Origin of the sequence: Intrasporangium sp. (assembly GCF_036566125.1) — a bacterium.
Classification (GTDB): Bacteria; Actinomycetota; Actinomycetes; order Actinomycetales; family Dermatophilaceae; genus Intrasporangium.
In genome coordinates, this window is sequence record NZ_DATCWX010000037.1 from 1 (window position 1) to 23484 (window position 23484).

Consider the following 23484-nt stretch of genomic DNA (forward strand, 5'->3'; position numbering starts at 1 on the left):
GCCGAGTGGGGCGGTCGCACGCTCCACCGCATCCCGCTCGACCGCACGCAGGGCTCCCCGACGTCGGCGGTCGGGCGTGCGAGCGTTGACGTGCCCTTCATGCCGGACAACCTGCGCCTGTCTCGACAGGGCGAGGTCCTCGTCACCGGTCAGGACTACACGCCGGCCAACGTGATCGCCTGCCAGCGCAACGACCTCGCGAACTGCCCCACGGGCCTCGAGGTCCTCGCGGTCGACCCGAAGCGCATGGCGGCCCGCACGATCTTCGCCGGCGACCCTACCGACTTCCGTGCACCGACGGTCGCGGCTCCGGTCGGCGACCGCATCTGGGTCGGCGCGGTCAAGGGGAACCGCATCGCCGTGCTTGACTGATCGGCAACGCCGAGGGCCGGTGCTCGTGGATCCACGAGCACCGGCCCGTTGCTTGGAGCCACAAGACAAAAGCGATGCCGTATGCCGCTGAGCTCGCCGGGCGCCTACCCGCGGTCCCCGCCCACCACCTGACGACAGCGGCGTCTGGGACCGAGCTCAGCGGCATACGCCGTCGGTGTTTGGGGTCGCCGTTCAGAACTTGCCGGCGATGAGGCTCTCGAGGAGGAACACAAAGGTGTCGTGCGCTTCGATCTGCGTCCAGTGCCCGCACTTGGGGATGATGTGGAGCGTCGCGTTCGGCATGGTCTTGGCCAGGTAGGTGCTCGACTCGACCGGCACGATGATGTCGTCGCGGCCGTGGACGCACAGCGTGGTGTGCGGCAACGAGGACAGTTCCTCGTCGGTGAATGCCGGCGGACCCGCCTTGGGGTCGAACATCGCCGCGTGCGACCGCTTGACGTCGGCTCGCTCGACGTAGGGCATGCGCTCGGTGACGACGCGGTCGACGACACCGGTCAGCGTGTCCATGTCGTAGACGAAGGACTCGAGCAGGGCGCGCAGCGAGTCAGGGGTCGGGTCGGCGTAGAACGTGCGCAGGTGCTGCAGTCCCGGGGTGATCGGCAGGTCAGGTGCGCCGCCGGAGCCCATGAGCAGCATCGTCTCTACTCGCTCGGGCTGGGACAGGGCCATGCGGATGGAGATCATCCCGCCCATCGAGTTGCCGACGAGGTGGACCTTGTCGACGCCGAGCTTGTCGAGCAGCTCCCACAGGGTCTGCGCCTGGAGCAGGTTGAAGGCCTTCATGCCCGACGGCGGGTTCTCCGGGTGCTCTGAGTCGCCGAAGCCGATCATGTCGGGCGCGAGGCAGTAGTACCGGTCGCCGAGCTCCTCGATGACAGCCTTCCAGTTCGACGTGCCGGTCGCGCCCGGGCCGGAGCCGTGCAGGAAGAGCAGCGCCGTCGGACTGGCCTCCCCGGTCGAGTGGACGCGGTACGTGACGTCGCTGAGGGTGACGTCCGTGCTGTTGACGGTGGCCATATGGCACTACCTCTCTCACTGTGCGGTGTTGAGTCAATTCTGAAGCAACCACTACAGGATAGGTACAGGAAAGACCATTGGACAAGGGCGTGCTGACCGTGAGGGTGAGGTGTATCAACAAGGGAGACCGCTGTTGCAGCGGGCCGTATGGTCAGTCATTCTCTGTTGTGATCACTACATTGAGAGGCATTGACTTCTCACTGAATCGACGCGAAGGGATCAATGATGATCAGGGAGCTTGCCTACCTTGCCGTGGCCTCTCCACGGTACGAGGAGTGGCTGACTTACGGGACCGAGGTCCTCGGCTGCGGCCTGGCGCCTCGAGGTGAGGATGGCGCCGTGCGGTTGCGGGTCGATGACGCAGTCCACCGCATCACGGTCCGACCCGGGGAGCGGGACGAGCTGCTGTACACCGGTTGGGCGTTCACGAACGAGGTCGAGCTCGCCGCCTACGTCGATCGCCTTCGGCTCGGCGGGATCGAGGTAACCCAGGGTACGGCCGAGGAGTGCCGCGACCGTGGTGTCGCCGTCATGGCCTGGGTGGCCGATCCCTGGGGCACACGGCTCGAGTTCGTTGCCGGGCAGCACCGCCGACCCGGGACGTTCTGGCCCGGGCGTCAGCTGTCCGGCTTCGTCGCCGACGACTTCGGCCTCGGCCACGTCGTGCTCATCGTTCCGGACCTGGCTGCGGCCGATGCCTTCTACGGCGACATCCTCGGCTTCACCCTGTCTGACCGCGTGGACGAGGAGCACATGAAGGTCCGCTTCTACCACTGCAACGGGCGACACCACTCCCTGGCGGTCGCCCAGGTGCCCGGCAAGGTCGGCTTCAACCACCTCATGCTCGAGGTGAAGAGCCTGGACGACGTCGGGACGGGGCTCGACCTGGCCAAAGCGGCAGGAGTGCCCGTGCTGCGCGGGCTGGGCCGTCACACGAACGACCTGATGACGTCCTTCTACATGGCGACGCCGTCGTCCTTCCAGATCGAGTACGGCCACGGCGGGGTCGTCGTCGATGACCTCACCTGGATCGCGGCCACGAACGACCGGCCCTCGCTCTGGGGTCACGAGCTGACCGAGGCCGGCCGGGCCACCCCGCCCGGCATCCTCCACGACATCGAGGCGGTGCCGGCATGAGGTTTGCCCACCGCGCTGGCCGCGCTTTCGTCATGAAGGGCGATGACTCCGGCTGGGACCTCGAGAAGGAGAGCAGCGGCCGCTTCTCGCCGGACCCCATGCAGATGTGGGCGCGGCATGAAGAGATCCGCGAGTGGCTCGACGGGGTCGATGCGAGCACGGCTGAGGCGGTGCGTGCGGAGGACCTCGATGCGCCCGTGCCGGTCCCGCCAGCGATCATTGCGATCGGCCTCAACTACGCCGAGCACGCTCGGGAGACCGGCTTCGAGCCGCCGACGGAGCTGCCGCCCATCTTCGCGAAGTTCCCCTCGTCGATCATGGGCGCGCACGGCGACGTCGTCCTGCCGGACGGCAACGTCGACTGGGAGGTCGAGGTCGTCGCCGTGGTCGGCTCGCAGATGCACCACGTTGCCGAGGAGGACGTCTTCGCCCACCTCGCGGGGCTGACGATCGGCCAGGACCTGTCCGAGCGGGCTCGGCAGTTCTCCGGCCCGGCGCCGCAGTTCGGTCTGGCCAAGTCGTTCCCCGGCTTCGCGCCGATCGGTCCGTGGGTCGTGTCGCTCGACGAGTTCGACGACCCGAACGACATCCGGCTCGGGTGCAGCATCGATGGTGAGGTCGTGCAGTCGGGCACCACGGCAGGCCTCATCTTCTCGATCTCGCGCTCGATCGCTGAGCTGTCGAAGGTCCTCGTGTTGCGGCCGGGTGACCTGGTCTTCACGGGGACCCCGGACGGCGTTGGGATGGGCCTCCAGCCACCACGCTTCCTGCAGCGGGGCGAGGTTCTCGAGACCTGGGTCGAGGGCATCGGTCGAATGTCCCATCGATTCGTGTGACCCGTATCGACCACTCCACGAAACGATTGGTCGAAACTATTGCACAGCAGGAGAACGTCTGCTTCCCTGTAGCAATCACTCCAATGGCGAGGCGGCTTTGGCCCCCGCCATCCAGAGCCACCGGCATGGCAGCACACAGCACGGCAAAGGAGCCGAATACATGTCTCGTTCCATCACCCGCTCCCGTCACGTACGGGCCTTGGCGGCGACCGCTGTCGCCGTCTCTTTGATCGGCGCGTGTGGCGCCGGAGAGCGTGAGACGCCCACCAGCCCGACCGCGAGTGCCGCCAGCGCGGCCGGCATCGACCAAGCCAAGGAGGCCATGGTGGGCTGGGCCAAGGCGCCCGAGTGGCCTGAGGTCACCAAGATCGCGAAGCCGGTCGACCTCAAGGGAAAGCGCTTCACCTACGTCGCGCTCGGTGACCAGATCCCGGTCATCCACGGCGTCGGGGTGGGTGTCACCGAGGCACTGACCGCCGCAGGTGCGGAGGTCAAGATCTGCGACGGCAAGTTCAACCCGACCGCTGTCGCTGACTGCCTCAAGGCGGCGGGCGACGAGCAGGTTGACGGCGTCATCAGCTCCTTCGTCGACTACCAGATGGCGGGCCCCGCCTTCGACGCTCTCGCAGCCAAGGGCATCAAGGTCGTCGTGGGTGGCGTCGCCCCGTCCGGTGGCCGCCAGGCCGACGCGAACCTCGCCTTCTACGACAACACGCCGCGCGTCATCGCGCTGCACGAGGCGATGTCGCAAGCGGCCATCGCTGAAGGAGGCGCGGAGACCAACGTGCTCTGGGCCCGGCTCATGGACTCGACGACGACCACGGAGGCAGGCAAGAAGGGCGTCGCCAAGTTCAAGGAGCTGTGCCCGAGCTGCGGCATCGCGGAGACGGAGTTCACCACCGCGAACCTCGACAAGCTCGCGACCTCGATCAGCGCCGCTCTCGTCTCGCACCCGGACACGAACGCGATCATTGTTCCCGTCGACAGCTTCGTGCCGCCGGTGCTCCAGGGCATCCAGAGCGCCAAGTTCGCCGGCAAGGTCAAGGTCCACTCGTCGAGCTCGGACCTGGCCGGGCTGCAGCGGATCAAGGACGGTCAGCAGGTCACGGACCTCGGCACGCCCGTCCTCTTCGAGGGCTGGAAGTTCGCGAACGCCATGGTGCAGCTGCTCGCCGGCCAGGAGGTCGAGAAGGGCGACGAGTTCGTGACGCGAGCCTTCACCAAGGACAATGTCGGTGAGCTGACCCTCGACGACAAGACCTACCTCAGCGACGACTGGTTCGGCGGCAGCGCCTACAAGAAGTCGTTCCTCACCGCCTGGGGCGTCGAGTAGCCATGGCCGCAACGATGAGGCTGGAGGCCCGGGGCGTCTCGAAGACCTTTGGATCGACGACGGTCCTCCGCAACGCCGAACTCGAGGTTGCTCCGGGCGAGATCCACGCACTCATCGGCCAGAACGGCTCCGGCAAGTCGACCCTCGTCAAGATCCTCACGGGGTACCACACGCCAGACGCGGGAGCGACCATCTCGGTGGACGGGCAAGACCTGGACCTGCCCGTCCGGTGGAGCGAAGCCACGGACGCCGGCGTCTCCGTGGTCCATCAGGACCTGGGGCTGCTGGACCACCTCTCGGTGTCGGAGAACATCGGCATCGGCGGTTTCCCCTATCACCCGGTGACGAGGCGGATCGACTGGAAGGCGCAGGATGCCGCCGCACGTCGAGTCCTCGATCGGTTGGACGTCCCGATCCAGCCGCAGGATCCGGTGGGGCCGCTCAATGCGATGCGGCGCGCAGAGGTCGCGATCGCACGGGCGCTGCGTGACCAGCGCCAGGGTGAGGGCCTCGTCATCCTCGACGAGGCAACGAGATCGCTGCCGAGGGAAGAACTGCGCCGCTTCCACGAGTTGCTGCGCAAGGTCGTCGCCGAGGGGACGTCGATCCTCCTGGTGAGCCACAACCTGAAGGAGGTGCTCGAGCTCGCGGACCGCGTGACTGTCCTGAGGGACGGGGTCGTAGCTGCAGCCGGGATCCCCACGGCTGGCTTGACCGAGCAGGACCTGGCCCGGCACATGCTGGGCAAGACGGTCGAGGCGGTCGGGCGTTCCGAGCGCGGGACCGGTCACACCGAGGTGGCCGCGCGAGTCGAAGGGCTGCGCGCGGACACGCTCGAGGCGCTCTCGTTCGAGGTGCGACGCGGAGAGGTGGTCGGGCTGACGGGCCTGCCGGGCTCGGGCTTCGAGGCCGTGGCACAGCTGATCACCGGAGGTCGCCAGCCAGCTGGCGGAGTCCTCACCACGGCCGCCGGGTCGGTCGACCTGTCCAGGGCGGACGTCGCCGCGTGCATGAGGCTGGGGGCGGCCCTGGTCCCCGAGAAGCGGATCCTCGAGGGGCTCGCGGTAGAGCTCAGCATCCGGGACAACATCGCCATCCCGAGCATCCGCCGGCGCGGCAGGCCGTGGCACGTCGCCCGGCGGTGGCAGGAGGACGAGGCTCGCTCCTCAATCCGGCGACTGGGGATCAGGTCCCGTTCACCGCACATGCTGATCAAGGAGCTCTCCGGAGGGAACCAGCAGAAGGTCCTCTTCGCGAAGTGGCTCTCCGTCGAGCCAGACCTGCTCGTTCTCCATGAGCCGACCCAAGCCGTCGACGTCGGCGCCCGAGTCGACATCCTGCGGGCCATCGTCGAGACGGCCAGCCGCGGGGTCGGCGTCCTGCTCGTGAGCATCGAGCCCTCCGACCTCGCCGAGGTCTGCGACCGGATCCTTGTCCACAGTCACGCGGGGGACCTGCGGGAGCTCCGCACCGAGGACCCGGACGAGGTCCTGCACGCCATCTACTCCGAGTCCGCGCTGACCGCGGGAGGAACGACCCATGACTGACAGCCAGACCAAGAGCTCAGCCGAGCGGCTGAGCGAGCAGACCGGGCTCGCCGAGCGCATCATCACCGACACCGGACAGCCCGAGCAGCAGACCGCTCGCCCCCGGCGCGTGACCCTGCGCAGCCAGTACGAGCCGGCCTGGTTGCACACGCTCACGAGCAAGTACGCCCTCGTCCTCGTCTGGGCTGCGATGGCGCTCGTCTACTACATCCTCATGCCGACTCGATTCGGCTCGTGGGGCGCCTTCTCGTCGATCTTCGGCAGCCAGCAGGTCCTCGTCTTCCTTGCGATGTCGGCCATGATCACGTTGGTTGTGGGCGAGTTCGACCTGTCCATCGCGTCGGTCATGGGCATCTCGGCCACCCTCGTACCGGTCCTTGCCGGCGTGCACGGCTGGAACGTCTGGATCGCCTGTCTCGTGGCGCTCGGGGTGTGCCTCGTCGCTGGCGCGGTCAACGCGTTCTTCGTCGTCGTCATGGACGTGTCCAGCTTCGTCGTGACACTCGGCACCGGCACCCTGCTCATCGGCCTGGCCCAGATGATCTCCGGCTCCAACATCGTCTCGGTGAACAGCCCGGAGCTGAGCAAGATCGCCATCCACGAGCTGCTCGGCATGCCCGTCTCGTTCTACTACGGCATCCTGCTCGCCGTGGTCATCGCCTACATCCTCGGCTGGACGCCGCTCGGCCGCAGCATGATCTTTGTCGGGGCCAACCCCGAGGTCGCCCGTCTGGCCGGCATCCGGGTGCAGCGCATCCGGGCCGGCGCCTACCTGGCCGGATCCTTGCTCGCCGGGCTCGCCGGGGTCATCCTCGTCGCGACGGTGGGTGGCTTCGACTCCTCGACCTCCGCGACCTACCTGCTGCCGGCGCTCGCGGCCGTGTTCCTCGGCACTGCAGTGGTCCAGCCGGGGATGTTCAATCCCATCGGCACGATCATCGCCATCTACTTCCTGACCACCGGCATCTTCGGGCTCCAGCTGCTCGGCTTCTCCGGCTGGATCCAGAACGTCTTCTACGGCGCCGGACTCGTCGTCGCGGTCACGCTCGCCAAGGTCGTCCGCGACCGGTCCAAGACCGACTGATTCCTCACCCATGCACACCACAGATTCATACACACGAGAGGGGGGCGACTTCACCATGCACGAGGCGACCCGATACATCCTCGACCATGCCGACGAGCTGCGGGCCGAGGCCGACCCCAGTGACGAGCTGGGCCGGATCACCGACCGCACCGTCGAGATCCTGCGCGCCTCGGGCGGCATGAAGCTGCTGCAGGCCAAGGACTCCGGCGGTCACGAGGCGCACCCGAACGACTTCATGGACTGGGTCATGGCTGTCGGCACGAACCACCCCTCCGCCGGGTGGATCGCCGGCGTCGTCGGCATTCACCCGTGGGAGATCGCGATCGCCGACCCGCGCCTCCAGAAGGAGGTCTATGGCGACGACCCCGAGACGTGGATCGCCTCGCCCTATGCTCCGTTCGGCCGCGCCAAGCCGGTCGACGGCGGCTACCTCTTCACCGGCCAGTGGCCCTACTCCACCGGGACTGACCACTCCGACTGGGTCATCCTCGGCGGCATGGTGACCGACGACGAAGGCAAGCCGGTCATGCCACCGGACATCCGCCACTTCGTCCTGCCCCGCGAGGACTACGACATCGTCGAGGACAGCTGGAACGTCATGGGCCTGTCGGGCACGGGGTCCAAGGACGTACGGATGGACGATGCCTTCGTGCCGGACCACCGCGTCCTGGACGGCATCCTCGTCCGCGACAACACCTACAGCGACCGCTGGCGCCCAGGCGCGCCGCTCTACGCGATGCGATTCGGCGTGATGTTCCCCTTCGCGATCTCGGCCGGCACGTTCGGGATCGCCCGCGGCGCCGTCCGGGCCGCGTGGGACCACATCCAGGCCCGGGTCTCCTCCCAGGGCAGCGTCTCCAAGGCGGACCCGTTCGTCCTCGCGGCCCTGGCCCGCGCGGAGTCGGATGTCGAGGCGAGCATCAGTCACGTCCAGTCGATCATCGCCCGGTTCTACGACACCGTGGCCGGCGGCGGGGACATCACCGTCAAGGACCGGCTCCGCTTCCGGGTCGACCAGGTGCGGGCCACGGACCGCGCCATCGAGGCGGTCAACGAGCTCTACCGCCTGATGGGCTCGTCGTCCATCCAGAAGGGCTCCCCGCTCGAGCGCTACTGGCGTGACCTCCAGGTGGCCTCGACCCACGTCTGCAACAGTCGCGAGCCCTGCTACGTGGCCTGGGGGTTGGATGCCTTCGGCGGCGAGATCCCACCGTCCGCCCAGTACTGAAGGGCTCCGGTCTTCCAACCGCGCCCAGGTGTGGGCCGCGGGCAAGCCCGTGCCACTCTCGCGGTCGGGTTCGCTGCCACGGTGCTCATCTGCCCTCAACGCGACGATGCTCGGTGTCGCGCTGCCGACGGCGATCAACCATCTGGCGCGAGCCCACTCGAGGGCACCTGGATGCTGCTCGTCTACCTCGTGTCCGTCAGCGCTGCGTCAGGCCTCGAGGCGACGAATGGCGTTCTCGCAGGCTGAGGTCAAGTGATCGGTGAGCAAGGCCGCCGCGGCCTCACCGTCTCCGGCTTGGATCGCCGCAAGGATCACCGTGTGCTCCCGGTGCGCCGCGCGGGCACGCTCGGGGTCGGTCGCGGAGCGGGCGCGCGCCAAGTGGATCCGCGAGTGAACATCGCGGATCGTGCTGTCAAACGCGGGGTTCTGCGCCAGCGCCACGAGTTGACTGTGGATCTCGACATCGGCGGGATATGCCTGGTCGGATCCGCTGTCGAGGATCTCCTTGGTGTGCTGAAGGTCCCTGCGCAGGTCGTCGAGCTGGTCCTTGGTCGCTCGTGTCACGCCCAGCCGCACCGCAGCGCTCTCGATAGCGATCCGCAGCTCATAGAGGTGGCGCAGCTCCTCCGGGCTGATCGCGGGCACAAAGGCGCCCTTGTGCGTGATCACGCTGAGCAGTCCCTCGGCGGTCAGACGCTGGATCGCCTCGCGGAGGGGGCCGCGGCTGATGCCGAGCGACTCGGCGATGAGGACCTCATTCAGTCGCTCGCCAGGCTTGATCTCGCCGTCGAGGATCATCTGCCGTAGCTCACGCACGGCCAGGCTGGCCATCGTCGCTCGCTCACCCCCGATGCGGCGGCTCGCCGGTGCGGCGTCAGTGGTGGCCATGAAACGAAAGAGTAGAGGATCTCCCGACTTGGACAGAAGACTGTCAACTGACAAATGCAAACTGTTGACAGTTGGCGGATGACATGTGAAGGTTCGTGGTGACCGCCTCGGGGCAATGCCCCAAGGACCCACGTGTGGGCACCGCCGCCCAAAGGAGCCCGCCGTGATCCCCGTCGACAAGTTGCACAGCATTGGTGTCGTGGTCAGCGATCTCGAGTTCGCAATGGCCAACTACGGCGAGATGTTCGGCATCGACGTCTGGGATGTGGCCGAGTTCACCGAGGACCGGCTCACCGAGGTCTTCATGCACGGACGGGCGACGACCGGCGCCTTCCGCAGCGCGCGCGGCGCGACCACCCCTCCACGCGACGACCGGGGGCGTGCCGAGGGTCGGGTCATGAACGGTGAGCTCGACGTCCCAGTGCACTTCGAGCTGATCCAGCCGATCTCGGGCGAGAGCCCGTTCCAGGAGTATCTCCTGGTGAAGGGCCCTGGCATCACCCACCTGACCCTCGCGGTCAGCACACCCGAGGAGTTCCCCGCGCTGGCCGCTGAGCTCGGCCACGCCGGCCTGCCGCTGGCCGCCTCCTTCACGGTCGACGGCGCCGTGGAGCGGCACTTCGTGGACACCCGCGATGCTCTCGGCGGGTACTTCGTCGAGATCCTCGTGCCTCGTAGTGGACGCCTGCCCGCGACATACGGAGAGCGAGTCTCCGTCGCCGAGAACTACACCCGCCCCGAGGGCGTCAATCCGCTCGCGGTCCGCTCGGTCGCGCACTTCGGGATCGTGGTCGACGACGCGATGGAGGCGGTCCGCGAGTACCACCGGATCCTGGGTGTCCCGTCCTTCAACATGCGCGAGTGGCGCACCGAGCCCGGCCGCCTCGAGGACCCCTACTTCCAGGGGGAACCGGTCACCCACGCGTATTTCACCGGGCTCACGCCCTTCAAGGACTTCGGGCTCGAGATCATCCAGCCCACCCGTGGGCCGAGCCACTACAACCGGCTCTTCCGCGACCTACGCGGCCCTGGCGTCCACCACCTGCTGCTCCAGGTGACTTCCAACGAGGACGAGTGGGATGCCGTCGAGGAATGGCTGGCCGACGCCGGGATGCCCCGGGTCATGGGCGCCGACCTCATGCGGGGGGCGATGTGCTTCTGCTACTACGACACGTTCGACAGGCTCGGCGGCTACCTCATCGAGGGCGTGCTCTCTCGCCGGCCAGCCGAGGACGACGTGCGCCGGCCGGATTTCTTCGTCGACTTCGCGGCCCTCGCGGCCGGTCGGTGACCTCCGAACCCGGCCATCCGGCATACCACCGCGTCGTCAGACCCGGCGACGCAAAGACGTACGGCAAAGGAACTCCATGGATCCCGTCCTCGACGACCTGCTCGACCTCGACAACGGCACCATCTCCGGCGCCATCTTCACCGACGAGGAGATCTACGAGAAGGAGCTCGAGCAGGTCTTCGCCCGCTCGTGGCTCTTCCTCGCCCACGACACGATGATCCCCAAGGCGGGCGACTTCCTGCAGCAGTACATGGGTGAGGACCCAGTCGTCGTCGTGCGCCAGAAGGACGGTTCCATCGCTGCGTTCCTCAATCAGTGCAGCCACCGGGGAATGCGGATCTGCCGCGCCGACAAGGGCAACGCCAAGGCCTTCATGTGCTCTTTCCACGGCTGGGGTTATGACCTGTCCGGGAACCTCACCCATGTCCCCCACGAAGACGTCGCCTATCCCGGAGGCGCCCTCGACAAGAGCCAGTGGGGTGCCCGCAGGGTGCCGCGGATCACCAACTACAAGGGGTTCATCTTCGGAACCTGGGACCTCGAGGCGCCGGAGTTTGTCGACTACCTCGGTGACATGGCGTGGTACTTCGACGGCTACATCGACCGCTACGAGGGCGGTATGGAGGCCATCGCGGTCCACAAGTGGGTCATCCCCGCAAACTGGAAGTTCAACGCCGAGCAGCCCGCAAGCGATATGTACCACGCGGAGGTCTCGCACGCCTCGGCGATGCAGGTCATGAACCGCAACGCGCAGCAGAGAATCGGCGATAGCGAGTTCAACCGCGAGGCACTGTACGAGGTGAGCCCGGGCCAGCAATTCACCTCTCCGCTCGGGCATGGCAGCGGCTGGTTCGACCGTCGGATCGGCTCGCTCAGCCTGAATCCGGAGATCGCAGAGTGGGAGAACTCTCGCCGCGACGAGACCCTCGAGCGGCTGGGCGAGCGCCGTGCCCTGTCGGTGCGCGGGCACGGCAACATCTTCCCGAACTTCATGTTCCTGATGAACAACACCTTCCGCGTCACGCACCCGCGAGGCCCGGGCGAGATGGAGATCTGGGCCTGGACCTTGGTTCCCAAGACCGCCCCGGACGAGGTCAAGGAGCAGTACCGGATCAACGTGCTGCGAACCTTCAGCCCCGGCGGCATGTTCGAGCAGGACGACGCCGAGAACTGGCTCGAGATCCAGCGGATCCTGCGCGGCCACATGGCGCGCAAGGGCCGGCTCAACTACCGGATGCAGCTTGGGGCGACTGCCCGCGACGTCGACGACCTCCCCGGCTTGACGACTCCACACTGCTACTCCGACGCCGGTGCCCGCGGCCTCTACCGGCACTGGGGCCGGCTGCTCTCGGGCATGACCTGGGCCGAGATCATGCGCCTCGCCGAGGAGGCCCAGGGTTTCGACCACGAGCCGACGGCCCCCGATTCGCTGGCCCAGGCGCGCGCCGCGAAGGAGGGCCCCCGTGGCTGAGGCAATGACCGCGTCGACCACCACGCATCACACCGTCAATGTCGACGCCACGACCGAGCGTGCAATCGAGCGCTTCCTCTACGAGGAGGCGCACCTGTTGGACACGTGGCAGTTCACCACGTGGCTTGAGCTGCTCGCGTCGGACATCTCGTATGCCGCGCCGGTCCGCGAGAACCGCACGTACCGCGAGCGCAAGCACGAGATCGCCCTACCCGGCACCTCGGCCTACTTCGAGGAAGACTTCGACCTTCTCAAGGAGCGGGTCGACCGCCTCCAGACGCATATGGCCTGGGCTGAGGAGCCGCCGAGTCGGACCCGCCACCTCGTCACGAATGTCATTGTCGACGGCACTGACGATGCCGAGGTCTTCGCGGTGCGCTCCAACCTCTGCGTCTACCGCACCCGCAGCGAGCGTGACGAGGACATCATCTATGGCCGCCGCGCGGACGTCATCCGGAGCAGCCACTCGCCCTGGGGCTTCGAGCTGGTCCGCCGCACGGTCATCTTCGACCAGGCAACCCTCCTCGTGAAGAACCTCAGCTCCTTCTACTGACCCCACAGGCCGGCGGGCTCCCCTCACCTCGCCGGGCCGCCGAACGCTGCCCTGCTCACCAGCCCCGATCCCGACCACAGCCCGAGAGGAGTGACCATGGCGGTCCGTTTCATCGCCCGCGTCCCCGACCCGATCCTGCATGACGACGGCCGCCGCTCCGCGCTCGCCCACCTGTGCGGCGAACTCGTCACGGGCGCGAACTGGCTGGAGGCGGACGTGCTCGTGAGCCTCGTCGATGCCGATCTGGCAGCGGTAGTCGGTCTGCTGCCCGACGAGGGCGCGCTCACGCCCGCTCTCAGCCTGCTCCGTGCCGGGCTCGGTCCAGAGCCGCACGGCACCGCATTCGAACTCTACCGACAGAGCCGGTTCATCCATGCCGACGGGGTCTGGCAGCCCGACCCGGCGCATCACGTCCCGTCGGTCGTCGGCGGCCCGCACGGCGGAAGGGGCGTACGGATCCTCATCCAGCGTTCCTTCGAGGGCACCGGGAAGGTGCATGAGCGCCTGATCGCCGACATCCTGCGCACGCGTTCCGAGCATGGCTGCGTGGAGTACGCCTGGACCCAGAGCGACCTTCATCCGCAGCACCATGCGCTCCTCGAGCTGTGGGCTACTCCTCAGCACTACGACGCGCACTGGGCGCTGCGGCTCTCCTCCGGCGTCGCGGGTCAACGGAACACCGGCCCGGCCGTGGCTCGGGCGGGCGGCAGCGACGCCATGGAGTTCTACCGCCACACGGCATACCGAGAGATGTACGGCCGGGTGCTCCCGGCCGACGCCGATCAGCAGGCGACCACCATCCGGTGGCCGCTGCCCTGATCGGGACCACCCTCGTCCGACGGCCACGACGGCAGCAGGACATTCACCACTCCGGCGGGCAACGTGCCCGCCGCACCACCGGAAGGAACACCATGCGACAGGTCGTGAAGCGAGGCACCTCGCGCACCTTTGCCGTCGGTCTCGCCGTCGCGGGCCTCGGACTCGCCGCCTGCGGGAACGGGGGCGGCAGCAGCGGCGCTGCCGAGGGAGACAAGGAGCTGGTCATCGGCAGCATCTTCTCCACCAGCGGCGCGGCCACCCAGCCGGCCTACGTCAACGGCGTGAAGCTGGCCGTCCAGGAGATCAACGACGCTGGCGGCATCGACGGGACCAAGGTCGTGCTCAAGGAGTACGACGACGCCCTCGACGCACAGAAGGCTGTGTCCGCGGCCCGGCTCGCCGTCAAGGACAAGGTCGACGTCATCATCGGCTCGGCCACCGTCGTCCAGACCAACGCCATCGCCGACATCTTCAAGAAGGCCGGCATCCCCTACATCAACATGAGCTCCTCGACCCCGGTCGCTCTCGACGAGAGCCTCGGTAGCGAGACCACCTTCCGGATGGTCACCGCGCAGCCGGAGCAGATCTACGGCGCCGTGCAGTGGATCCAGGACAAGCTCAAGCCGACGAATATCGGCCTCATGGGCCTGGCGGCGGACTTTGGCAAGGACGCCCTGCCACGCTTCAAGGCTCCGCTGGAGAAGGGCGGCGCCAAGATCGTCAATGAGCGTCTCTACCCGCAGGGCACTGCGGATCTCACCAATGAGATGTTGGCGATGAAGGGCAGCGACCTCGTCGTCAACTGGGCTTACCCGCCGGACCTTGCGCTCGCGCTCAAGACGGCTGCGCAGATGGACCTCGGTGACGTGCCGATGCTCAGCGCCGGATCCGCCTCGCTCGTCAACTCGATGAAGCTGGTGGACGTTGCCCTCCAGAAGAACCTCTACGGCACCGCGGCGTGCGATCCCGTCTCGGACGACCGCGCCCACGTCCAGGCCTGGGCCAAGAAGTTCCAGGGCAAGTTCAACGCCCTGGCGGACTATGCCTCCGCCGTCGCCTACGACGCGGTCAACCTCGCTGTCGCGGCTGGCAATGAGGGCGCTGGATTTGACTCGAAGTCCATCGCCGAGGGCCTCAAGACGGTGACGTTCAACGACAACACCATGTGCGCCACCGAGTACAAGTCCGACGACCGGCACGAGCTCATGCACGAGGCCGTCATCGTCAACTTCGAGGGCGGCAACCCGAAGCTCGTCGCGAAGTACACGTCGGACAAGCTTCTGGGCCAGGGCTCGAAGCAGGGCTGATCACTTCCTCATGGATACCTTCATCACCCTGCTGTTCAGTGGCCTGACGCTGGGGGCCATCTACACCTTGGTCTCCCTGGGGATCGTGGTCCTCCAGAAGGCCACTGGCGTCATCAACGCCGCGCAGTTCGGGCTGGTCGCACTGGGCGCCTATCTGGCGTTCTGGGCGAGCACGGACCTGGGACTGCCTCTGGTCCTGGCCTCCGTGCTCGCCATCGCGATCCTTGCGGTCATCGGTGTGGTGCTCGAACGCCTCACCTATGCTCCGTTGCGGTCCAAGCCGATCGACTCTGTCTTCCTCGCCACGCTGGCGGGTGGTTTCGCCATGGTCGGTCTCGTCGTGCTCTGGTACGACGCGGACCCGCGAGGTCTGCAGAGCCCCTTGGGTTATGGCACGGTGTCCATCTTGGGCGGCACAGTGCCCAAGCACTCGCTGCTTGTGCTCGCCGTCTCGCTGCTTGCGGTCCTGGGCCTATCGCTCGCATTCAATCGGACCTCTTTTGGGCGTCAGGTGCGGGCGTTGGCCGCGGACCGCAACACGGCCCGCCTCTACGGCGTAGCTGCCAACAAGCTGTCGATCGCGGCCTTCGCGCTCGCCAGCGCCATGGCCGGACTCGCCGGGGTGCTCCTCGGTCCCATCGCGGCCCTGACCCCCGAGATGGGCCTTGCTCCGATGCTCTTCTCGTTCGGCGCGGCGATCATCGCGGGGTTCGGACGGCTCTGGGGCGTCGTCGGCGGGGCCATGCTCCTCGGTCTCGTCGAGCAGCTCGCCGCGGGCTACATCGCGCCGGACTTCCGGCAGGCCTACCCCTTTGTCGCGATCCTTCTCATCCTCGCCCTGCGACCCGAGGGCCTGTTCGGAGGTGAGTCCAGTGTCCGTCTCTGAGGTGACCTCCCCCGCATCCCCATCCACGTCGACATCCTCGCCGGATCCGTCCGCGGGTCCTGCCCACTCCGGGCTGCAGCGGCTCACCGCCAGATCCGGTCCGCTTGGCATCATCGGGGCGACCGTCATCCTCCTCATCCTCGGCCTGTGGGGCGGAGACGATGCATACAACCTCTCAGTGCTCACCGCCTCACTCGTCTATGGCATCGCAGCGCTCGGTCTCTACTACGCCTACTCGGTCGGGGGCATGTTCGCGTTCGGGCAGGCGGCGATGATGGGCCTGGGCGCGTACCTCACCGCCAAGGTGTACGAGTCGATCGGCTTCGTCGGGGGCGTGTTGCTCGCCATGGTGGTCACGGCCGGGGTTGGGGCGCTGCTTGCGCTGTTGCTGCGCAAGGCCCAGCACATGTACTTCGCGGTCGGTACCCTCGCCTTCGCCGAGCTGTGCGTCATCCTCTTTCACCATTGGGACTTCCTCGGTGGCGAGCGCTCCGGGAACATCTACGGGATTCCTGCCCCGGGCATCGGAGAGACCGAGCTTGACTTGGCCGGCATCTACTGGCTGATCGCCGGCATCACCCTCGCCGTGGTCATCGTCGCCACTCTGGTCAACCGCTCGCCGTTGCGTCGTAACGCGCTCGCCGTGAAGAACAACCCGACGGTCGCTCAGGCCAACGGCATCCCGGTCACCGCCACGAGGGTCCGCATCCTCGTCTTCGCCTCGGTCCTGGGTGGCCTCGCCGGCGCCCTGCATGCCCATACGATGAGCTCGATCGCCCCTGAGTCCTACGGAGTCGGCGTGGCCATCGATCTCTTCCTCATGGTGCTCATCGGCGGTTCCGGCACGATGTGGGGAGCCCTCCTTGGCGCCTTCGTATTGCGTTGGCTGCCTGAGTTCCTCCGGCCGGTCCAGCAGTACGAGACGGTCGTCTACTCCTTCCTTCTCCTCGCGACGATCGTGCTTCTGCCGCACGGGATTCTCGGCGGCGTCTCGCGTCTGTTCCGAAAGGTGGTGGGCCGGCGTGTTCGTGGCTGAGAACATCACCGTGCGCTTCGGGGGCGTGGTGGCCGTCGACGATGTGAGCATTCGGGTCGATCCGGGATCGGTCGTCGGCCTCGTCGGACCGAACGGCTCCGGCAAGACGACTTTCCTCAATGCAGCGACAGGCGTCGTCCCGGCGACGGGGAAGCTTCGGATCAACGCGCACGAGATCCCGCTTGGTGATGCAGGCAGGATTCGCCGGGCCGGTCTCGGCCGGACCTTCCAGACCCCCCAGTCGTTCGCTGAGCTCAGCGTGCTCGAGAATGTGTTGCTGGGATCGAGTGACCGTCGCCGCGCCGGCTTCTGGGCCTCAACCCTCGCACGGCCCGCGATGGCCAAGCTCGAGCGGGAGCGTCACGACAAAGCGATGGCGGCTCTGGACCTGGTCGGTCTCGCCTACCACGCTGACACCGAGGTCGAGACGCTCTCCTATGGTCAGTCCCGCTATGTGGAGTTCGCCCGGGTCATGGCGGGCGACCCCGAGGTCCTCCTCATGGACGAGCCCTCGGCCGGCCTGAACACCGAGGAGACCAGTGACCTCGCTGACTTCGTCCTGCGCGCCCGGAACCGGGGCGTCGCCGTCATCGTCGTCGACCACAAGATCGAGTACCTCTCGCGGGTCTGCGACCGGATCGACGTGCTCCAGACGGGGCGCCTCATCGCTTCCGGAGCGCCCGACCAGGTCTTCAACGATCCCGTGGTTGTCGACGCCTACCTCGGAGTGTGACCTGATGCTGACCATCGAGAACCTCCACGTCCACTACGGCACGACGCACGCCGTCCGGGGGGTCAGCCTGACCGTGCCGGATGCCGACACCGTCGCGCTGCTCGGGCCGAACTCTGCCGGTAAGAGCTCGATCCTCAACGCGATCTCCGGCCTCAGCCCCTATGAGGGCAGGATCGCCTTCGACGGCACCGATCTGACCGGTATGCGGCCTGAGAGGCGTGCTCGCGCAGGCCTCATCCAGGTCCCCGAGGGGCGCCGGATGATCGGCACACTCACCGTCCATGAGAACCTCCTGCTCGGCATGACCGCCCAGGCGGGCCGCACGCCGGTCTTCCGTCTCGAGGACGTCTACGCCCTCTTCCCGATGCTCGCGGATATGACCAAGCGTCCTTCCTGGACGCTCTCCGGTGGCCAGCAGCAGATGGTCGCGGTCGGCCGAGCCCTCGTCGCGGCGCCGCGTCTGCTCATGCTCGACGAGCCCTCGCTGGGCCTGTCACCGCTGGTGGCCAAGGAGGTCTTCAACGCACTGCGCAAGATCTCCGCCGAGGTGCCGCTGCTCCTCGTCGAGCAGAACTCCAATGCCGCCCTCGACCTGTGCTCGTCGGTGACGGTGATCCGGACCGGGCGCACCGTCTTCCAGGGCACGCCCGAGCAGGCTCGTGAGGGTGATGTCCTGCGTCGCGCCTACCTCGGACATGACGCTGCAGACCACAACGCACCCGTCGCGCACCCAGCAGCGACCGCTAACGAGAGGGAAATTGCCGATGTCTGATGACCAGGTGTGGATCGACGCCGCTGGGGTCGACGAGCTCGACGACGGCGACGTGAAAAAGGTCGAGACGGTGCCGCCGGTGGCGCTCTACCGTGTCGGCGACGAGTTCTTCGCAACGGCCGACACGTGCACGCACATGGAGTTCTCATTGAGCGACGGCTACCTCGACGCCGACCGCATCGAGTGCGCGCTCCACATGGCCGAGTTCGACATTCGCACCGGCAAGGCGCTTTCCCTTCCCGCAACCAAAGCCCTTGACACTTACCCGGTCGAGGTCGTCGACGAAAGGGTGCGCATCGACGTCGGCACCAAGGTCCTGGTCCCGCGAGCGCTCGTCGCAGCAGGGGAGGCCTGAGGATGGTCACCGCACGCCCTCCCGGAGCAGGGCTTGACGCCCGAGTCGTCGTTGTCGGGGGCGGCATCGCCGGACTCGCCTGCGCCTCGGCTCTGCGCTCCGGTGGCCACACCGGCCCGCTCACCATCATCGACCCCGACGGCATGCCGTACGACCGACCGCCACTGAGCAAGGAGTACCTATCCGGGGCCATGGACGCCACTGGACTCCTTCTCCAGCAACCTGATTGGTATCCCCAGGAGCAGGTGAGCGTCCGGCCCGCCTCCGCGCGTGGCCTGATCCTCGGGCCCGAGCGCCTTGCCGTCGCCCTCGACGACGGCAAGGCGATTGAGGGCGATGTCGTCGTTCTTGCCACCGGCGGGACTGCGGCGGTGCCTCCGCTGCCCGGGGTCGAGGACCCGCGCGTCCATGTGCTTCGCACCCGGGCGGACGCGGATCGGCTTCGCGCCGCGCTCGTCCCAGAAGCTCGGCTGCTCGTCGTCGGGGCCGGGCTCATCGGGGCCGAGGTCGCCGCGACGGCTCTCGCGCTCGGCTGTGCCGTCACGGTCGTCGACCCGGTCGACCCACCCCTTGCCGCAGCTGTCGGCGAGGAGCTCGCGGCCTGGCTGCACGCCGAGCATGACCGGCACGGCGCGACGGCCCGCACCGACACAGTCACCGCGCTCGCTCCCGATGACTCCGGGCTCCGCGCAATCTTCGCCTCGGGCGTCGAGGCTGAGTTCGACGCCGTACTCCTCGCCGTCGGGATGTGCCCGGCCACCGCGCTCGCCGAGGACGCCGGGTTGGACGTCGCCCGCGGCATCCTTGTCGACGACGCCCAGCGCACGAGCGACCCTAGGATCCTGGCCATCGGTGACTGCGCGGAGCGCGCCGGTCACGGTCACACCGAGCACTGGGAGGCGGCGCAGGTCAGCGGCCGGAGGGCCGCGACGACGATCCTCGGAGCGGACGCCACCGCCGAGGCGTCCTCCTCGTGGTGGTGGAGTGACCGGCATGGCCGGCATGTCGAGGCGGTCGGCGAGCCGACTAAACCCGGGGCGATCAACGCCGTCCGCGGCGGCCCAGAGCCGCCGATCGCGCACTTCGTCCTCGTCCCTGAGGGCGACGCGCAGCGCCTCATCGGGGCGGTCGCCATCGACGACCCGATCGCGATCCGTGTCGCTCGCCGCCTCATTGACCGCGGTCACCTCATCGACGCCGACGAGCTCACCGACCCGAGCACCAACCTGCGGACCCTGCTCCGCCGCTGAACGCCCACTATTCGGGGCCAACCCCGACCTTGGGTCGCTCTCGCCATCTCGCACGAAAGGTCCCTCATGACCAACCCCCACAACCTCGGTGACCTCTACCTGGCCCCGGTCGCCCTGCGCGTCGACGCCGAGCTGGCCCGACTCGGGGCCCTGTCGGCTGACGACCTCCTCTTCGAGCTCGTCGTCGACACCAACCGCGAGCCGGTTTCAGTCGCCGACCGCCAGCACTTGCTCATCGAGCACCTCACGCAGACCCTGGAGCTGCACGGCTGGCAACTGGCTTGGGCGGAGCGCGGGCTCGTCCTCAGCCACGGTGACAACGAGCTGACACTCGGCATCTGCGAAGTCATGCGGGACTATCTCGCAGCCGGGGCGGCCTGACCCATGACCGCCGTCAACGTCGCCTCGGGTGGGATCGAGGCCCGCCTGGCCGAAGTGGCCGTCGGCGAGGGATCGTGGTCCGCCCGGGCACAGGAACTCGCGAGGAGCGCGATCGACGACACCTTGGCGATCGGCATCGGTGGGAGCATGAGTCGGCAGGCCGCGCTCGTCCGCGCAACTCTCCTGCCTCACCGAGAGGTCGGTGGTGCCGGCGGCTCGATGCCCAGCCATTCGGGGGTGGAGGCCTCGGTGCCGCTCGCGCCGCTGTGGAACGACCCGGCGCACTTCTCCGTCATCGACGCAGCACTCTTCGCCGGCACCGCGACGCACGGTCTCGACTGGGACGACTACATGCATCCCATGCACGGTCACGTCAGCGCAGTGCTCCTCGGGACGATCTGGCCGCTGGCCGAAGCCCTCGACGCCTCCGGCGACGCGCTCATCGACGCCTTCCTTGCCGGCTACCAGGTCGACTGGCTCACCAGCCTCGCGCTCTCCCACGCGCACTACCGCCGCGGCTGGCACGCGACGAGCACGGTCGGCAGCATTGGTGCCGCAGCTGCCGCCGCCCGGCTCCTCGGCCTCGACGCGGCGCAGGCTGGCGTCGCCCTCGGCATCGCCTCGACCATGGCGAGCGGGCTGCGGGCCCACTTCGGGACGACCACCAAGGCGCTGCACGGCGGGCTGGCCGCCCGCAACGGCGTCCACGCGGCCCTCCTCGCACGGGCCGGCGCGACGGCCGGATCGTCCTGGCTGCTGGGTCCGTCGGGGATGGTGCGCACCATGGGGGCCGAGCATGAGCCCGAGCAGGCTGCGAGGGAGATCCTCGATGGGCTGGCCGCCGGTCGCCACGGGATCGAGACCGACTGGGGACTGGTGCAGAAGCCCTACGCGTGTTGCGGTTCGATCCACAGCGCTGTCGACGCACTGCTCGAGGTTCTCGACCGTGAGGACGTCGCCACCGCGGACATCCGCTCGGTGACCGCGCACGTCGACCCGCTCGTCCTGGGAATCATGCGGCACCAGCGCCCCTCCGACGAGCAGCAGGCGCGCTACTCACCGACCTGGGTGATGGCTGCCGCCACGCTCGACCGCGCCGCCGGGCCCGCACAGTTCAGCGCGGAGGCCGTTGAACGGTCCGAGATCCACGACTTCCGGGTGTCGCGAGTGCGAGTCGTCGACGACCTCGTGGTGGGCGACCACGATCGCTACGCCGGCCGGGTCGAGGTGGCGCTGGCCGACCGGACCGTCGAGGCCTATGTGCCGCACGCCTCCGGGCACCCGCTCAACCCCATGAGCGCGGCTCAGCGCCGGGCCAAGCAGCGGGCGGCTCTCACCCTGGTTATGGCCGACGTCGCCGCGGATCGTCTTACCGCCGATCTCGACGCACTCGAGGGCACTCCCGTGCGCGCGCTTGGGGACCTCATCCGCGCTGGCCTTTGCATGGAGTGAGCGGTGCAGTGTCAAGCGTGACGGTTGGCAATCAGATTCTTGGGATGGAGACATGAACATGGTCGATTTGCGTGAGCTCACCGGCGTGGGTCCGGGGCCGACGACCTCGTCGCGGCGCGCCGACCTGCGGGCCGCGCTCGTCGCAGGCACCCTCGTCCTCCCTGGCGCGACAGACGCGATGGGGACTCGGCTTGCGGAGGCGGCCGGTTTCGCCGCCGTGTACGCGACCGGCGCCGGCCTGGCCAACGCGCAGTACGGCATACCCGACATGGGCCTCATCTCGGCGACCGAGGTCGCGGCCCATGTCGAGCGACTCGCCGGCGCGACCCGGCTCCCGCTGGTGGTCGACGCCGACACCGGCTTCGGGGGTCCGCTCATGGCGATGCGCGCCGCCCGGACGCTCGAGCGTGCCGGTGCCGCCGGCCTACAGATCGAGGACCAGGAGATGCCCAAACGGTGCGGGCATTTCGACAGCCACACCCTCATTCCAGCCGAGCACATGGCGCACAAGATCGTCGCCGTCCGCGAGGCGCTTGAGGACCCACAGACCGTCATCATCGCCCGCACCGACGCCCGCAGCGTCCACGACATCGATGAGGCGATCCGTCGCGCCCACCTCTACCGTGAGGCCGGCGCCGACGTGCTCTTCGTCGAGGCGCCGCGCACCGTCGAGGAACTCACGCTCGTCGGCCGGGAGCTGGCCGGCACCCCGCTCGTCGTCAACGTCGTCGAGGGCGGCAAGACCCCACAGCTCACCCTCACGGAGTACCAGGAGCTCGGCTTCACCGTCGTCCTCTTCGCCAACTTCCTCATGCGAGCGATGCTGCACGCGGGTGCGGCCGCGCTTGCCCACCTCAAGGAGCACGGCGAGACCGACTCGTATGCCGCGCACATTGCCACGTGGGAGGAGCGCCAGACGCTCTTCAACCTTCCCCAGTTCAGCGCTGCTGAAGCCGCGCTCGACCAGCCGTGGGCCGGCACCGGCTCAACGGCGACGCGATGAGCCAGGCTCCGTGAGCAACGCTCCCGCCAGTACCACACCGCCCCCGCCCCGAGCCGGGCATCCCGGTCGACGGCCCGCATCGGCGCCCTCACCAAGGGCGAGTCAGGCCTTTCGGCCGGGTCCACATGGTCGGGGGCGTGCGGGAGCGCGGCCCTCGACAGCCCGCCCTTATACGCCCAGCTCTCCGGCACCGTTTGCCTTGCGACCCACTGGGGGGTCACCGTCGACACGGCGATGCGCCTCCTCGGCGCGCCCGCGACAGCTCCATGGAACGTGACGGACGGATAGTGAGACGAACCCCTTGTGGGATCGCGCACGTCCGTCTACATTCTGTGTAGCGAGCACTACAGAAACAGATCGTCGCCCACGCGTCGATCAACGGAACCCCTCAGGAGAGGCAGCAATGGCGCTGACGTTCGAAGCAACCAGCCGTACCGTGAATGCGGGCGCCTGGACCATCCACTACAACGAGGCCGGAGACCCGTCCGCACCGGCCGTCGTCCTGTTGCACGGCTCAGGTCCTGGCGCTACGGGATGGAGCAACTTCAAGACCAACATCGACGCGCTGGCTGAGCACTTCCACGTCATCGCTCCCGACATGCCGGGCTGGGGCAGGTCAGACGCTGTCACCCGGGACGAGATGGACCACGCCAAGGCGGCGGTTCAGCTCCTCGATGCCCTGGGCATTGAGCAGGCCGCCTTCGTCGGCAAC

Annotated in this window: 24 protein-coding genes; 22 read left to right on the top strand and 2 right to left on the bottom strand. The window is 67.9% G+C overall.

The features are described from left to right. On the top strand, positions 1–372 hold a 372-nt coding region (locus tag VIR15_RS02230; protein ID WP_331925841.1), incomplete at its 5' end, for a hypothetical protein. A 192-nt stretch (positions 373–564) separates the two neighbouring features. Here the strand turns inward: VIR15_RS02230 and VIR15_RS02235 are convergent. Beyond that, positions 565–1410 (bottom strand): alpha/beta fold hydrolase, encoded by an 846-nt coding sequence (locus VIR15_RS02235; RefSeq protein WP_331925842.1) that lies wholly within the window; start codon positions 1408–1410, stop codon positions 565–567. 225 nt (positions 1411–1635) lie between these two features. Between VIR15_RS02235 and VIR15_RS02240 the strand changes: the two genes are divergently transcribed. The 6 genes from VIR15_RS02240 (at position 1636) to VIR15_RS02265 (ending at position 8575) form a co-directional block, all read left to right on the top strand. Continuing rightward, on the top strand, positions 1636–2547 hold the full coding sequence (locus VIR15_RS02240; protein ID WP_331925843.1) for a VOC family protein: 912 nt from the start codon (positions 1636–1638) through the stop codon (positions 2545–2547). Then, positions 2544–3383 (top strand): fumarylacetoacetate hydrolase family protein, encoded by an 840-nt coding sequence (locus VIR15_RS02245; RefSeq protein ID WP_331925844.1) that lies wholly within the window; start codon positions 2544–2546, stop codon positions 3381–3383. Before VIR15_RS02240 ends, VIR15_RS02245 begins: the two co-directional genes overlap by 4 nt. 160 nt (positions 3384–3543) lie before the next feature. Continuing rightward, on the top strand, positions 3544–4716 hold the full coding sequence (locus tag VIR15_RS02250) for a sugar ABC transporter substrate-binding protein (RefSeq protein ID WP_331925845.1): 1173 nt from the start codon (positions 3544–3546) through the stop codon (positions 4714–4716). Positions 4717–4718: 2 nt separating this feature from the next. Next, positions 4719–6263 (top strand): sugar ABC transporter ATP-binding protein, encoded by a 1545-nt coding sequence (locus VIR15_RS02255; RefSeq protein ID WP_331925846.1) that lies wholly within the window; start codon positions 4719–4721, stop codon positions 6261–6263. Next, a complete protein-coding gene (locus VIR15_RS02260) occupies positions 6256–7347 on the top strand; it encodes an ABC transporter permease (RefSeq protein WP_331925847.1) in 1092 nt (363 codons plus the stop codon). The genes VIR15_RS02255 and VIR15_RS02260 overlap by 8 nt, the downstream gene beginning before the upstream one ends. Before the next feature lie 55 nt (positions 7348–7402). Further along, positions 7403–8575, top strand: a complete 1173-nt coding sequence (locus tag VIR15_RS02265; protein ID WP_331925848.1) for an acyl-CoA dehydrogenase family protein — start codon at positions 7403–7405, stop codon at positions 8573–8575. Between the two features lie 207 nt (positions 8576–8782). Here the strand turns inward: VIR15_RS02265 and VIR15_RS02270 are convergent, their stop codons facing one another. Continuing rightward, complete coding sequence (locus VIR15_RS02270) at positions 8783–9463, bottom strand: GntR family transcriptional regulator (protein ID WP_331925849.1); 681 nt, start codon at positions 9461–9463, stop codon at positions 8783–8785. A gap of 163 nt (positions 9464–9626) precedes the next feature. On the opposite strand from VIR15_RS02270, the gene VIR15_RS02275 reads away from it, so the two are divergent. The 15 genes from VIR15_RS02275 to VIR15_RS02345 all read left to right on the top strand — a co-directional run. After that, a complete protein-coding gene (locus tag VIR15_RS02275) occupies positions 9627–10754 on the top strand; it encodes a VOC family protein (protein ID WP_331925850.1) in 1128 nt (375 codons plus the stop codon). 76 nt (positions 10755–10830) lie between these two features. Beyond that, complete coding sequence (locus tag VIR15_RS02280) at positions 10831–12225, top strand: aromatic ring-hydroxylating dioxygenase subunit alpha (RefSeq protein ID WP_331925851.1); 1395 nt, start codon at positions 10831–10833, stop codon at positions 12223–12225. Continuing rightward, positions 12218–12778: a 3-phenylpropionate/cinnamic acid dioxygenase subunit beta gene (locus tag VIR15_RS02285; protein ID WP_331925852.1), complete on the top strand. Its 561-nt coding sequence runs from the start codon at positions 12218–12220 to the stop codon at positions 12776–12778. Before VIR15_RS02280 ends, VIR15_RS02285 begins: the two co-directional genes overlap by 8 nt. Positions 12779–12874: 96 nt before the next feature. Continuing rightward, a complete protein-coding gene (locus VIR15_RS02290; RefSeq protein ID WP_331925853.1) occupies positions 12875–13597 on the top strand; it encodes a putative quinol monooxygenase in 723 nt (240 codons plus the stop codon). Positions 13598–13689: 92 nt separating this feature from the next. Further along, positions 13690–14904, top strand: a complete 1215-nt coding sequence (locus VIR15_RS02295; RefSeq protein ID WP_331925854.1) for an ABC transporter substrate-binding protein — start codon at positions 13690–13692, stop codon at positions 14902–14904. A gap of 10 nt (positions 14905–14914) precedes the next feature. Next, positions 14915–15790: a branched-chain amino acid ABC transporter permease gene (locus tag VIR15_RS02300; protein WP_331925855.1), complete on the top strand. Its 876-nt coding sequence runs from the start codon at positions 14915–14917 to the stop codon at positions 15788–15790. Then, positions 15777–16826, top strand: coding sequence for a branched-chain amino acid ABC transporter permease (locus VIR15_RS02305; protein ID WP_331925856.1), 1050 nt, complete (start codon positions 15777–15779; stop codon positions 16824–16826). Before VIR15_RS02300 ends, VIR15_RS02305 begins: the two co-directional genes overlap by 14 nt. After that, positions 16813–17559: an ABC transporter ATP-binding protein gene (locus VIR15_RS02310; protein WP_331925857.1), complete on the top strand. Its 747-nt coding sequence runs from the start codon at positions 16813–16815 to the stop codon at positions 17557–17559. Before VIR15_RS02305 ends, VIR15_RS02310 begins: the two co-directional genes overlap by 14 nt. 4 nt (positions 17560–17563) lie before the next feature. Next, positions 17564–18331, top strand: coding sequence for an ABC transporter ATP-binding protein (locus VIR15_RS02315; protein WP_331925858.1), 768 nt, complete (start codon positions 17564–17566; stop codon positions 18329–18331). After that, positions 18324–18686, top strand: coding sequence for a non-heme iron oxygenase ferredoxin subunit (locus VIR15_RS02320; RefSeq protein ID WP_331925859.1), 363 nt, complete (start codon positions 18324–18326; stop codon positions 18684–18686). Before VIR15_RS02315 ends, VIR15_RS02320 begins: the two co-directional genes overlap by 8 nt. A gap of 2 nt (positions 18687–18688) precedes the next feature. Beyond that, the gene (locus VIR15_RS02325) at positions 18689–19936 is read left to right on the top strand and encodes an NAD(P)/FAD-dependent oxidoreductase (RefSeq protein WP_331925860.1); all 1248 of its coding nucleotides are present in this window, start codon (positions 18689–18691) and stop codon (positions 19934–19936) included. A 66-nt stretch (positions 19937–20002) separates the two neighbouring features. Beyond that, complete coding sequence (locus VIR15_RS02330) at positions 20003–20317, top strand: hypothetical protein (RefSeq protein WP_331925861.1); 315 nt, start codon at positions 20003–20005, stop codon at positions 20315–20317. Between the two features lie 3 nt (positions 20318–20320). Further along, positions 20321–21769, top strand: coding sequence for an MmgE/PrpD family protein (locus tag VIR15_RS02335; protein WP_331925862.1), 1449 nt, complete (start codon positions 20321–20323; stop codon positions 21767–21769). A 52-nt stretch (positions 21770–21821) separates the two neighbouring features. Continuing rightward, positions 21822–22772 (top strand): isocitrate lyase/PEP mutase family protein, encoded by a 951-nt coding sequence (locus VIR15_RS02340; RefSeq protein ID WP_331925863.1) that lies wholly within the window; start codon positions 21822–21824, stop codon positions 22770–22772. A 403-nt stretch (positions 22773–23175) separates the two neighbouring features. Then, on the top strand, positions 23176–23484 hold a 309-nt coding region (locus tag VIR15_RS02345), incomplete at its 3' end, for an alpha/beta fold hydrolase (RefSeq protein WP_331925864.1).